Source organism: Streptomyces sp. NPDC002888 (genome assembly GCF_042888465.1).
Taxonomy (GTDB): Bacteria; Actinomycetota; Actinomycetes; order Streptomycetales; family Streptomycetaceae; genus Streptomyces.
Map to the genome: position 1 here is coordinate 207,602 of NZ_JBIAPU010000007.1, position 13,223 is coordinate 220,824.

The 13,223-nt window shown below is 72.4% G+C and carries 8 protein-coding genes; 2 read left to right on the forward strand and 6 right to left on the reverse strand.

Annotated features, from left to right (window positions below):
• Positions 1 to 9 precede the first annotated feature (9 nt).
• The 3 genes from ACFYWX_RS14200 to ACFYWX_RS14210 form a co-directional block, all read right to left on the reverse strand.
• Positions 10 to 2,025 carry an FAD-dependent oxidoreductase gene (locus ACFYWX_RS14200; RefSeq protein WP_389424269.1) on the reverse strand — a complete coding sequence of 672 codons (2,016 nt, stop codon included), beginning with the start codon at positions 2,023 to 2,025 and terminating at the stop codon, positions 10 to 12.
• 117 nt (positions 2,026 to 2,142) lie between these two features.
• Positions 2,143 to 2,511, reverse strand: a complete 369-nt coding sequence (locus ACFYWX_RS14205; RefSeq protein ID WP_389424270.1) for a hypothetical protein — start codon at positions 2,509 to 2,511, stop codon at positions 2,143 to 2,145.
• A 150-nt stretch (positions 2,512 to 2,661) separates the two neighbouring features.
• A complete protein-coding gene (locus ACFYWX_RS14210; RefSeq protein ID WP_389424271.1) occupies positions 2,662 to 3,540 on the reverse strand; it encodes a hypothetical protein in 879 nt (292 codons plus the stop codon).
• 236 nt (positions 3,541 to 3,776) lie between these two features.
• On the opposite strand from ACFYWX_RS14210, the gene ACFYWX_RS14215 reads away from it, so the two are divergent.
• Positions 3,777 to 5,849: a SpoIIE family protein phosphatase gene (locus ACFYWX_RS14215; RefSeq protein WP_389424272.1), complete on the forward strand. Its 2,073-nt coding sequence runs from the start codon at positions 3,777 to 3,779 to the stop codon at positions 5,847 to 5,849.
• A gap of 945 nt (positions 5,850 to 6,794) precedes the next feature.
• On the opposite strand, the gene ACFYWX_RS14220 is transcribed toward ACFYWX_RS14215, so the two are convergent.
• The gene (locus ACFYWX_RS14220) at positions 6,795 to 8,567 is read right to left on the reverse strand and encodes a lytic murein transglycosylase (RefSeq protein ID WP_389424273.1); all 1,773 of its coding nucleotides are present in this window, start codon (positions 8,565 to 8,567) and stop codon (positions 6,795 to 6,797) included.
• A 344-nt stretch (positions 8,568 to 8,911) separates the two neighbouring features.
• On the opposite strand from ACFYWX_RS14220, the gene ACFYWX_RS14225 reads away from it, so the two are divergent.
• A complete protein-coding gene (locus ACFYWX_RS14225) occupies positions 8,912 to 9,772 on the forward strand; it encodes a DUF4184 family protein (RefSeq protein WP_389424274.1) in 861 nt (286 codons plus the stop codon).
• Here the strand turns inward: ACFYWX_RS14225 and ACFYWX_RS14230 are convergent.
• Both ACFYWX_RS14230 and polA read right to left on the reverse strand, forming a co-directional pair.
• Entirely contained in the window at positions 9,738 to 10,088 is a 351-nt protein-coding gene (locus ACFYWX_RS14230) for a hypothetical protein (RefSeq protein WP_389424275.1), read from the reverse strand. The genes ACFYWX_RS14225 and ACFYWX_RS14230 overlap by 35 nt on opposite strands.
• A gap of 340 nt (positions 10,089 to 10,428) precedes the next feature.
• Entirely contained in the window at positions 10,429 to 13,155 is a 2,727-nt protein-coding gene (polA, locus tag ACFYWX_RS14235; RefSeq protein ID WP_389424276.1) for a DNA polymerase I, read from the reverse strand.
• Between the last annotated feature and the right edge of the window lie 68 nt (positions 13,156 to 13,223).

Here is a 13,223-nt window from a genome sequence, read left to right on the forward strand (position 1 = left end):
GCCCGGCCCCTAGAGCCCCGCCGCCAGCTCGGTGCCCTGCTTGATGGCCCGCTTGGCGTCCAGCTCGGCGGCCACGTCGGCGCCGCCGATGAGGTGCACGCTGCGTCCGGCCGCGAGCAGTTCCTCGTACAGTCCCCGGCGCGGGTCCTGGCCGGTGCACAACACGATGGTGTCGACCTCCAGGACGGTGGACTCCTCGCCGACGGTGATGTGCAGGCCGGCGTCGTCGATACGGTCATAGCGCACGCCCGGGACCATGGTGACGCCGCGGTGCTTGAGCTCGGTGCGGTGGATCCAGCCGGTGGTCTTGCCGAGGCCCGCGCCGACCTTGCTGGTCTTGCGCTGGAGGAGGTGGACGGTGCGCGGCGGGGCGGGGCGCTCGGGGGCTGCGAGGCCGCCGGGTGTGCGGTAGTCGGTGTCGACGCCCCAGTGGCGGAAGTACGTCGCCGGGTCCTCGCTCGCCTTGTCGCCGCCGTCGGTGAGGTACTCGGCGACGTCGAAGCCGATGCCGCCCGCGCCGAGGATCGCGACCCGGTCGCCGACGGGGGCGCCGTCGCGCAGGACGTCCAGGTAGCCGAGGACGCGGGGGTGGTCGACGCCGGGGATCTCGGGGGTGCGGGGGGTGACGCCGGTGGCGACGACGACCTCGTCGTAGTCGGAGAGGTCGCCGGCGGTGGCGGGTGTGTTCAGCCTTACGTCCACGCCGTGGGCGTCGAGCTGGTGGCGGAAGTAGCGCAGGGTCTCGTCGAACTCCTGCTTGCCGGGGACCCTGCGGGCGACGTTGAGCTGGCCGCCGATCTCGCTCGCGGCGTCGAAGAGGGTCACCGCGTGGCCGCGTTCGGCGGCGCTCACGGAGCAGGCGAGGCCGGCCGGGCCCGCGCCGACGACCGCGACGCGCTTGCGCAGCCGGGTCGGGGACAGGACCAGCTCGGTCTCGTGGCAGGCGCGCGGGTTGACCAGGCAGGAGGTGATCTGTCCGCTGAAGGTGTGGTCGAGGCAGGCCTGGTTGCAGCCGATGCAGGTGTTGATGGCGTCGGGGGTGCCGGCGGCGGCCTTGTTCACGAAGTCGGGGTCGGCGAGCATCGGGCGGGCCATCGACACCATGTCCGCGCGGCCCTCGGCGAGCAACTGCTCGGCGAGTTCGGGGGTGTTGATGCGGTTGGTGGTGACGAGCGGGACGGACACCGCGCCCATGAGTCTCTTCGTGACCCAGGTGTAGGCGCCGCGCGGCACGGAGGTCGCGATGGTGGGGATGCGGGCCTCGTGCCAGCCGATGCCGGTGTTGATGATCGTCGCCCCGGCGGCCTCGACGGCCTTGGCGAGGGTGATCACCTCGTCCAGCGAGGAGCCGCCGGGCACGAGGTCCAGCATCGACAGCCGGTAGATGACGATGAAGTCCTCGCCGACCGCCTCCCGCACCCGTCGGACGATCTCGACGGGGAAGCGCATGCGGTTCTCGTACGTGCCGCCCCAGCGGTCGGTGCGCTGGTTGGTCTGCGTGGCGATGAACTCGTTGATGAGGTAGCCCTCGGAGCCCATGATCTCCACGCCGTCGTAGCCGGCCTGCTTCGCGAGGCGGGCGGCGTGGGCGTAGTCGGCGATCGTGCGCTCGACGTCGGCGTCGGTGAGCTCGCGGGGCGGGAAGGGGCTGATCGGCGCCTGGAGCGGGCTCGGGGCGACGAGGTCGCGGTGGTAGGCGTAGCGGCCGAAGTGCAGGAGTTGCATCGCGATGCGGCCGCCCTCCCGGTGCACGGCGTCCGTGATCCGGCGGTGCTGCTCGGCCTCGGCGTCGGTGGTGAGCTTCGCGCCGCCCTCGTACGGGCGTCCCTCGTCGTTGGGAGCGATGCCGCCGGTGACGATCAGGCCCACTCCCCCGCGGGCCCGGGTGGCGTAGAACTCCGCCATCCGCTCGAAGCCACGCTCGGCCTCCTCCAGGCCGACGTGCATGGAGCCCATCAGGACGCGGTTGGGCAGTGTGGTGAAGCCCAGGTCGAGCGGGCTCAGCAGGTGGGGGTAACGGCTCATCGGGCCCTCCGTGCAGGGTGTCGTGCCCTCTGTTGTAGAGGACCCGAACACCATTGTGCAACTAGTTGCATAACTCGTTTTGCAACTAGTTGCACAATGGCCCGTGGGGCCGGGGTGTCAGCCGCTCGCCAGCCGGATGTGCAACTCCCTCTCCTGGTCGCCGGAGGCCGTGGTCAGATCCTCCACCGAGAACAGGCCGTCCACGGTGGTGCGGAACCGCTCGATGGCCCAGTAGCCGCCCTGCACGTCGGCCGTGACGGAGGCGTGCAGGTGGGCGGGGCGGGCCCCCTCGTGCGCGTCGGCGACGTCGAACGTGCCGAGCCACACCATGGGTCGCGTCTCGTGCAGTTGCTCCGGTACGTCCTCGGCGCATCGGTCGGACGAGAAGCACGCGCACAGGGTGTCGAACACGACCCGCGCGTCCTCCTTGCTGCAATCACTGATCGCGACGGAGACGGATTCCTCGTGCGGACGCTCGCTGTCCATTTCGTGAACGCTCCTCTCATGGCAGGACTGCGGTACCGCGAGTTCCCCGTGAAACCGCACCCCACCCCCGGGAAGCCCCCGGGAAAGTGCCACCTTCCAGGAGAGCACCATCGACGGCGCCGCACACGCCGGGCGGCGCCGCCCGCAGCCTCAGCCGCGCGTGAAGCGGTAGGTCTTGCTGTCCGTCAGGACGCAGAAGCCCGGCGAGACGACGATCACGCGCAGCACCCCCGTACGGCGGTCGTAGTCGATGCCCTCCGCCTCGAAGGTGCCCGAGCAGGAGCTGCGCAGCGGCACCTGGCGCAGGGCCGTGACGTGGCCGGACACGTCCGACGTGCCGTTCGGCGCGGCGGCCAGGTCGACCTGGAGCAGCGGCTTGGTGATGCCGAACAGGGTGCCCGCCGGGTCGTCGGAGGAGCACAGCAGCCGGGTCGCGTCGACGAAGTCGCAGCCCTGCACGTCCCGCACGGGGTGGTCGAGGCGGACGGTGGAGACCTGCGGCAGGTTCGCCGACGGCGAGGTGCCCTGGTTCACTCCCGGGGTCGGGAAGACCAGCAGCCGGCTCATGGTGCCGTATTCGCCGGCCAGCATCCACTGGCCGTCCGGCGACACCGCGACCCACGAGTTGTTCAGGGCCTCCCCGGTGCTCAGGGTGTGGACGTACTCGGACCAGCCGCCGCCCGGTGCCTGCACCCGGAACAACTTGGTGGTGCCCGAGTCCCGCTGGTACGGCTCGATGTAGTGGCCGTCGTAGGAGGCGTCGGGGTCGCCGACGTGGTTCCAGCCGCGGGTGCTGAGGCCGACAGGGATGGTACCTATGCCCGTATAGCGGTTGGCGCTGCCGACGGGAACCTCGACCGAGGCCAGGCCCTGGCTCTCGGTGAGCGGATCGGCGCGGTCGGAGCCGGCCTCGGTCCAGGTGTCGGCCGCGGCTGCGGGCGGGGCGGCCGACAGCACGGCGGCGGTGGCGAGGGCGACCAGGCCGGTCAGGACCAGGTGACAGCGGTGCCGGGCGGTGCGCGCGGACATGAACCGACTCCTCGATTGGGGGGGTGGGAGGTGATCGGCGGACAGTCTGGCGCCACGAGATAGTCATGTACAGACCAAACAAGAAAACGCGGGGTGTCGACGGGACGCCGGGCGCCCTCTCGGGGGATGGTGGAGGTAGCCCGGTCGGCGTCGGAGATGAGGTTGAGCGCGGTGCAACGTGGGGAGTCGGCACGGGGAACGGGCGTGCTTCGCGGACGGCGGAGGCGGTGCGTGCGATGAGTGCAGCCGGGCCGCCGGTACCCGGGGGCGGTGAGCCGGTACGCGGGCCCGTTCGGCCGAGCGGGCTGCTCGACGTGCTGAACGTGGCCTCGGTGCTGCTGGACGCCCGGGGGCACATCGTGCTGTGGAGCCCGCAGGCCGAGGAGCTGTTCGGCTACCCGGCCGAGGAGGCGCTCGGCCAGTACGCAGCCCACGTCATGGTCCACGAGCAGCACCACGACCTCGCCGTCAAGCTGTTCGCCGACGTCATGGCCACCGGCGAGGGCTGGGCGGGCGCCTTCCCCATCCGCCGCAAGGACGGCAGCACCCGGCTGGTGGAGTTCCGCAACATGCGGCTCCTGGACGACCAGGGCGAGGTGTACGCCCTGGGGCTCGCGACCGACCGCTCGACCCTGCGCCGGCTGGAGCGGGACGTCGCGCTCTCGACCCGGATGGTCAACCAGTCGCCGATCGGTCTCGCCGTCCTGGACCTCGACCTGCGGTACGTGTCCGTCAACCCGGCCCTGGAGCAGATCAACGGCGTACCCGCCGACGAGCACGTGGGCCGCACCCTCCGCGAGCTGCTGCCCCGACTGGACGTGGACACCTTCGAGTCGGGCGCGGACGAGGTGCTGCGGACCGGCCGACCGCTCGTCGACCTGTCCCTCGTCGGCCGCACCCCGGCCGACCCGGACGAGGACCACGCCTGGTCGCTCTCGCTCTACCGGCTGGAGGACACCGCCGGCACCGTGCTGGGCGTGGCCGCGTCGATCGTGGACGTCACCGACCAGCACCGGGCGGGCGTCGAGGCCGAGGCCGCCCGGCGGCGACTGGCGTTGATCGCCGACGCCTCCGCCCGGATCGGCACCACGCTGGACCTGGACCGCACCGCCCGCGAACTGGCCGAGGTGGCCGTGCCCGAGCTCGCCGACATCGCCGCCGTGGACCTGCTCGACGCGGTCGTGGGCGGCCGGCGCAGCGGTCTCGGCCCCACCGAACCGGCGGTGATCCGCGCCCTCGCCGTCCGGGCGGACCGCTCCCCGGAGGGCCTGGAGGCGGCCGACCCGCCCGGGCAGGTGGCCCGCTACGGACCCGACCGGCTGGTCACGGAGTGCGTGCGCACGGGACAGCCGATCCTCGTGGAGCGGGTGACGCACGAGGACCTGGCGCGCATCGCCCGCTCACCGGAGGCGGCCGAACACCTGGCACGCGCGGGCGTCCACTCGTATCTCGCCGTGCCGCTCATCGCACGCGGCGAGGTGCTCGGCGCCCTCGACCTCAAACGGGCCGGCAATCCCCTGCCGTTCGGCCGGGACGACCTGTTGCTGGCCAGGGAGCTGGCCGCCCGCGCGGCCGTGCAGATAGACAACGCCCGCTGGTACCAGAACGCCCGCGACACCGCCCTCACCCTCCAACGCAGCCTGCTACCGAGCCACCCCTCGGTGACGGGCGGCCTCGAGGTCGCCTCCCGCTACCAGCCCGCGGGGGCCACCACCGAGGTCGGCGGCGACTGGTTCGACGTGATCCCGCTGGAGGGCGGCAACACCGCGCTCGTCGTCGGCGACGTGATGGGCAGCGGCATCAGCGCCGCCGCCACGATGGGCCGGCTGCGCACCGCGACGAACACGCTCGCCTCCCTCGACCTCGACCCCGCCGTACTCCTCGAACACCTCGACCGGATCACGCAGAGCCTCGACCACTCCATCGCCACCTGCCTCTACGCCGTCCACGACCCCGAACTCCGGCAGTGCAGGATCGCCAACGCCGGGCACCTGCCGCCGGCCCACGTCCGGGCGGGCCGGCCGCCAAAACTGCTCGACCTGCCCACCGGGGTGCCGCTCGGGGTGGGCGGCGTGGCGTTCTCCACCACCACCGTCGACTTCGCGCCCGGCGACCAGCTCGTGCTCTACACCGACGGCCTGGTCGAGACGCGCCGGCACTCCCTGGACGAGCGCCTCGACCAGCTGCTGACGCTGCTCGACGACCCCACACGCCCGTTGGAGGACGTCTGCGACCTCCTCCTGCGCACGCTGCACCATCCCGACAACCACGACGACGTGGCCCTGCTCATCGCCCGCGCGCGGACGTAGATTCAGGGGATTCAGGGGATTCAGTGGATTCTCAGGAATTCATCACCGGTTGTTCATCGACGGCATTCCACAATCACAGCAAGGCGTGCGAGGGCCAGGCCTGCGGGGCGGGCAGCCGTGGTCGAGGCGAATGAGTCGAGGAGAGTGAACCATGACGCAGGAGCCGGATCGGGAAAGCACCGAGGGCGGCGCACCGGGCGAGTGGGAGGTCCTCACGGGACCCGGCGGACCGGAGCGGGAGCGGACGTCCCTGCGTGCGCTGTGGCAGCCGCGATCCGCCCGCGGGCGGACGGTGACAGCGGCCACGACCGTCGCCGTCCTGGCGCTGGGCGGTACCGTCGCCTACGCCGCGAGCTCCGGCTCGGACGACTCCGGTAGCCGTGCTGTGCCCGCGGCGGCCGGATCCGCCCCGGCGTCCGACGCCCCCGAAGCGCCGCGCGGCCGCCACGGCGGTGGCCCCTGGGCGGGGCTCGGGGGCGACGCCGTGCACGGCGAGGCGACCGTGAAGGACCGCGACACCGGTGACTGGGTCGTCCGCATATGGCAGCGGGGCACGGTCGAGAAGGTGGACGGCGACCAGGTCACCGTCAAGAGCGACGACGGCACCGTGTGGACATGGACGGTGGGCAAGGACGCCACCGGCCGGCGCGACGGCACGTCGGACACCCTGAAGAAGGGCGAGACCGCGTACCTCGTCGGCTCCCGCTCCGACGCCGGCACCCGCACCGCCGTGGGGGGGGGGGGGGGGGCCGCGGGCGCGCGGGGGGGGGGGGGGGGGGCGCGGGGGCGGGGGGGGGGGCCGGCGGGCGGGGGGGGGGGGCGCCCCCCCCCCCCCCCCCCCCCCCCCCCCCCCGCCCCCCCCCCCCCCCCCCCCCCCGCCCCCCCCCCGGCCCCCCCCCCCCCCCCCCCCCGTCGTCGTACGGAGGACTTGAGGACGTGCCGGCCTTACGCGGTGGGGCTCGGGGACGTGCTCTGCGACGCGCTCTCCGAGGGGGTCGCCGACGTGCTGTCCGTCGGGCTCGGGGAGGCCTCGGGCGCCGTCACGGTCAGTTCGACCGTGAGGGTCGCGCCACCGCTGGTGGTGATGCGCAGCAAGAACGTGCCGGCGGTGTCGTCCGCGTACAGCTTCGGCAGCGTCAGCAGACCGTTCGCGTCCGTCTGCAGGCCGGTCAGGGTGCGGACGGTCTTGCCGTCGGCGTCCTTGAAGTAGGGGCCCTTGTCGTTCACGGTCGCGTCGTCCGCCGACTTGATCAGGGTGGCGGTGGCGGCGACCTTGTCCGCGACGGCGCCCTTGTAGGTGGCCTTCACCTGGACCTGGTCGGCGAACTCGCCGCCCGCGACGCAGGTCAGAGCGGTGTCGCTGGTGCGGGCGAGGGCGTCGGCGGCGCGGGCGGTGACGGTCGCCCTGTAGTCGAGGCCGGGCAGCGTACGGCCGACGACGACGGCGCGGACCGTGAAGTTCCCGGTCTTCTCGCCCGCCTGGAGCAGGGGCGTGACGGCGACGCCGGAGCTGTTGGTGGCGACCGTGGCGACGCTCTCGCCGCCGGTGAAGGTGGCGTCGGTGTCGCCGAGGATGGTGAAGCGGATCCTGACCTTGGCGACGGCCGTGCCGGACTCGGTCTCGGCCCGGGTGCTGATCCTCTTGGTGAACCGGTCGCCGGCGGTGGCCGTGAGCGCTGCCGTGCCCGCGTCCTCGAGGTGGTCCACCGTGTCGGTGGGCGTCGGGGCCGGCGTGTCGGGCGGGGTCGGCTTGCTGGGCGGGGTCGGGTCGGTGCCGGGGCTCGTGGAGCCGCCGCCGGGCTTGGTCGGGTCGGGGCTGGGCTTCGGCGTCTTCGGCGGCTTCGAGGGCGACGGCGAGGGGCTGGTGGTCTCGCTCGCGCCGTCGTCGCTGCGGTTCGACGGGACGCTGCCGGTGCCGTCCGGGATCTCGTGGGTGCCCTTGCGGTAGTACTCCACCCACGACATGACCAGGTTCAGGTAGTCCCGCGAGTTGTTGTAGCTGAGGATCGCGCGGTCGAGGTCGGCCTGGGTGGACAGGTCCCAGCCGAAGCGGCACAGGTAGTGGCCGGCCGCGAGCGCGGCGTCGTAGATGTTGTTGGGGTCCTTCTTGCCGTCGTCGTTGCCGTCGCGGCCCGCCCACGCCCAGGTGGACGGAATGAACTGCATGGGGCCGACCGCCTGGTCGTACGCGCTGTTGCCGTCGTACGCGCCGTTGTCGGTGTCCTTGATGAGCGCGAAGCCGTTGCCGTCGAGCTGCGGGCCGTAGATCGGCGAGATGGTGGTGCCGTTCGCGTCGACGCGGCCGCCGCGGGCCTGGCCCGACTCGACCTTGCCGATGGCGGCGAGGAGCTGCCAGGGCAGGTTGCAGCCCGGCTTGGAGGCGGCCAGTTCGGCCTCGGCCTTCTTGTAGGCGTCGAGGACGGTCGCGGGGATGCCCGCCTCGGAGGTGCCCGGGTCGACCGGGGTGGTGGTGCTCGGGCTCGGCGAGGGGGTCGGGCTGTTCAGCGGCGGCAGGTCCGTGTAGTACGGCGAGTTGCCGGTCGCGCTGTCGTCGGCGTTCGCTTCGGACGCGGCCTGGGAGTCGACGGCGGACTCTCTGCCGGGCTCCTGGGGCGTCACTCCCGGGGCCTGGGACGCGGACAGAGCCGCGACCGCCGCTGCGGCCACGGCGGTGGTGAACGCCGTCTTGCGCAGCCTCACACCGAATTGCGCCGCCATAGAGTGAACCCCTCCCGGGGACGCCGGAGCGCCCGTGTCCTTTATGCCCTGCTCGGCCCGTACTTCGCCCTGTGCTCGACTCCGTACTTCGATCTGTTCTGACGATCGACCCGCCCCGGGGGTTGCACGTGTGGGGCGTTCGTGTCGCCGGTTGGTGATGGTGCGGCCGTGTTGTCCCAACTTGTTTTTTGCCCCCGACACGGGGACCCAGGCGACCCTACGACAACTCTCTTTGCATGGACACCTGTTCGTGCCCGGTTTTCACCGGTTGGCCATCCCGCATACTGGACGCCGTTGATCAGTGGGTCGGGGGGACCGGCCAACGTCCGCCTCGGGGAGCCCTGTTGCCGTTCACTCTGAGCCATGCGGCGGCCGTGCTGCCCGGCGTGCGCACCGACGGAACGGGCCGGGGACGACTGGTGCCGGCCGTGCTCGTCGCGGGTTCCTTCTCCCCCGACATGACCTATTACGCGGCGAGTGTCCTGTCCGGGGCGATGGAGTTCGGTGAGGTCACCCACTCCTTCCCGGGGGTGTTCACGGTCGATGTGCTCATCACCTGGGCGCTGGTGGGGCTGTGGCTGCTGGTGCGCGAGCCGCTGGTCGCATTGCTGCCGCGGGTCCGGCAGGGGCGGGCGGCCGCCCTGCTGCGCTGCGGGGCGCCACGCGCGCACCTGCGGGCGTCCTCGGTGCTGTGGTGGTACGTCTCCGCGGTGCTCGGCGCGCTGACGCATGTCGTGTGGGACGCCTTCACGCACCTCGACCGGTGGGGTATGCGGCTGTTTCCCGTCCTGGGGCAGCAGGTGGCGGGCTCACCTCTGTACTGGTACCTCCAGTACGGCGGTTCGGCCGTGGCCGCGGTCGTGATCACCGTGTTCGTGCTGCGCGCGCTGCGCCGGGCTCCCGCGGGCGAGCCGGTGGGGGTTCCCGCGTTGTCGGTACGGGACCGGTGGTGGGCCGGTGCGGTGATCGGCGGGTGCGCCGTGGTGGCGGCGGTGCAGCGGGCGTCGCGGTGGTGGGAGTACTGGGGGCCGCGGGCGAAGCCGTGGGAGCTGATCCCGACGGTGTGCTTCGGGGCGGGCGCCGGGCTGGTGCTCGGGCTGCTGCTGTACGCCGTGGGTGTCCGGGTGTGGCGTCCGGCCGCCCGGGGTGTCGCCGGGCGGCCGGAGGGGGTCAGCGTGGAGCGGAGCCGTACGGGCGCTCGGTGAGGGGGGCTACGAACACGGTGAGGGTGCGGCGGGGCGGGCGGGGTGTGCGGGGCTTGGGGAGCCGGGCGAGGAGGAGTGCGAGGGAGTCGGCGAGGTGACCGCGGGCCAGGCCGGCCCAGCGCCGCCAGGATCCTTGCGAGTCGGGTTCCCTCGACGCCCGGGCGGTGAGGCGGCGCCGGAGTTCCATGAGGGACTCACGTACGGCCGTGGCCGGGGTGGTGGGCGTGCGGGCGCTGCTTGCGCGCGGGGCCCGGGGCTGGACCGTGGGAAGCGGCGCGGAGTCGGCCGCCTTGGCGTTGACCTGTGTGTCTGCCATCGCCGGGGAGTGGGCGCGTGCGGGTGCCGTCCGGCGGTGAAGCATGCGTATACCCATGGGCGCATCTTGGCGGGCCCGGGCGGTGAGGGGCCTGCTGGCGAGGGCCACGCGAGTGAGGGTGCGTGTGGGGACTGGGCCCGGGTCTGTGTTTTCCGGCTGCGCTCGTCGGGCGCCGCCGGACTGCGTCGTGGTGGATCGCCGTTGCGGCGGAAATGAGGGCGGCGGGGAAGGGGGTGCAGGGGTGCGAGGTGGGGCGGAAGGGGAACCCCTCCGCCCCTCGCGCGGCGCCTCGGAAGCGGGCCCGCGCTGACGCCCCCGTTTCCCGGTCCTCCGCCGCAGGCTAGTGCGCTGCCGACTCCCAGTCCGGGCCCGCGCCGACCGAGACGTCCAGGGGGGCGCGGAGTTGGACGGCGTTGGACATTTCGTGGCGGACGAGTTGTTCTGTGGCCTCGCGTTCGCCGGGGGCGATTTCTAGGACGATTTCGTCGTGGACCTGGAGGAGCATGCGAGAGCTGAGGTCGGCCTCGCGCAGGGCCCGGTCCACGTTGAGCATGGCGATCTTGACGATGTCGGCCGCCGTGCCCTGGATGGGCGCGTTGAGAGCCATGCGCTCGGCCGCCTCGCGGCGCTGGCGGTTGTCGCTGTTGAGGTCGGGGAGATAGCGGCGGCGCCCGAAGAGCGTCGCCGTGTAGCCCGTCGCCCGGGCCTCGTCGACCGCGCGGCGCAGATAGTCCCGTACGCCGCCGAAGCGCTCGAAGTACGCGTCCATCAGGGCACGGGCCTCGGCCGCCTCGATGTTCAGCTGCTGGGACAGGCCGAAGGCGGACAGACCGTACGCCAGGCCGTAGGACATCGCCTTGATCTTGCGGCGCATCTCCGCGTCCACGGCCGAGGGCTCGACCCCGAAGACCTGGGAGGCCGCCGTGGTGTGCAGGTCCTCGCCGGAGGTGAACGCCTCGATCAGGCCCGCGTCCTCGGAGAGGTGGGCCATCACGCGCAGTTCGATCTGGCTGTAGTCCGCGGTCATGAGGGATTCGAAGCCCTCGCCGACCACGAAGCCGCGGCGGATCGCCCTGCCCTCGTCCGTGCGGACCGGGATGTTCTGGAGGTTCGGGTCGGTCGACGACAGGCGGCCGGTCGCGGCGACCGTCTGGTTGAAGCTGGTGTGGATGCGGCCGTCCGCGGCGATCGTCTTGATCAGGCCCTCGACGGTGACGCGGAGCTTCGCCTGCTCGCGGTGGCGGAGCATGATGACCGGCAGTTCGTTGTCGGTCTGGGCCGCGAGCCAGGCCAGGGCGTCGGCGTCCGTCGTGTAGCCCGTCTTGGTCTTCTTCGTCCTGGGCAGGCCGAGTTCACCGAAGAGGACTTCCTGGAGCTGCTTGGGCGAGCCGAGGTTGAACTCGTGCCCGGCCGCCGCGTGAGCCTCCTTCACGGCCTGCTGCACGGCGCCCGCGAACATCTGCTCCATGGCCTCCAGGTGGGCCCGGTCGGCCGCGATGCCGTGCCGCTCCATGCGGGCCAGCAGCGCGGAGGTGGGGAGCTCCATGTCGCGCAGGAGGTCCGTGGCGCCGACCTCCTCGAGGCGGCCCGTGAACGCCTCGCCCAGGTCGAGGATCGCGCGGGCCTGCACCATCAGGGCCTCGGCCTCGGCGCCGTCGTCCGCGCCGAAGGCCAGCTGGCCGTCGGCCGCGGCGGCGGGGGCCAGCTCCCGGTGGAGGTACTCCAGGGAGAGCGCGTCCAGGTCGAAGGAGCGGCGGCCGGGCTTGACCAGGTAGGCGGCGAGGGCGGTGTCCATATAGACGCCGGCGACGCGCCAGCCGTGCTCGGCGAAGACCCGCATCGCACCCTTGGCGTTGTGCAGGACCTTGGGGCGGTCCTGCGCGGCCAGCCAGGCCGCGAACGCGTTCTCGTCGGCCTCGTCGAGCTGGGACGGGTCGAACCAGGCGGCCGCCCCCTGGCCCGCGGCGAGCGCGACCTCGGCGACGGAGCCGGTACCGAGCGCCCAGGTGGCGACGGTGGCGACGCCGAGAGGCACGGTGGCGTGCTCGGCGAGCCAGCCGGCCAGCTCGCCGGTGGCGAGGACCTTGCCCTCCAGCTCCACACCGGCCGCGACGACCGGGGTCGCCTCGGCCTCCTCGGCACCCGGGTCGACGGCGAGCAGCCGCTCGCGCAGCGAGGGGTTGCGGATCTCCAGGGTGTCCAGGACCAGCGCGAGCGACTTGCGGTCGTAGGGAGCGCGCTCGAGGTCGGCGACGGTCTTGGGCAGCTCGACGGTGCACACCATCTCCGTCAGGCGGCGGTTGAGCTTGACCGCCTCCAGGTGGTCGCGCAGGTTCTGCCCGGCCTTGCCCTTGACCTCGTCGACACGCTCGACCAGCTCCGCGAAGGAACCGAACTGGTTGATCCACTTCGCGGCCGTCTTCTCGCCGACGCCGGGGATGCCGGGGAGGTTGTCGGACGGGTCGCCGCGCAGCGCCGCGAAGTCCGGGTACTGGGCGGGGGTCAGTCCGTACTTCTCGAAAACCTTCTCCGGGGTGAAGCGGGTCAGCTCGGAGACGCCCTTGGTCGGATACAGCACGGTCGTGTGCTCGCTGACCAGTTGGAAGGAGTCGCGGTCGCCGGTGACGATGAGCACCTCGAAGCCGGCGGCCTCGGCCTGGGTGGCGAGGGTGGCGATGACGTCGTCGGCCTCGAAGCCGTCGACCGCGAACCGGGAGACGTGCATCGTGTCGAGCAGCTCGCCGATCAGCTCGACCTGGCCCTTGAACTCGTCCGGGGTCTTGGAGCGGTTCGCCTTGTACTCCGTGAACTCCTCGGACCGCCAGGTCTTGCGGGAGACGTCGAAGGCCACCGCGAAGTGCGTGGGCGCCTCGTCGCGCAGCGTGTTCGCCAGCATCGACGCGAAGCCGTAGATCGCGTTCGTCGGCTGGCCCGTCGCGGTCGTGAAGTTCTCCGCGGGCAGCGCGAAGAACGCGCGGTAGGCCAGCGAGTGCCCGTCCATGAGCATCAGGCGCGGGCGGCTGTCGCCGGGGCTGTTGTCGGTCTTCTTCGCTGCTGTCTCTGCCACGCCCCCGATCCTGCCACGGCCCACTGACAGTCGGGCACACCGCCGGTGGCACGCACGGGCGCACCGGG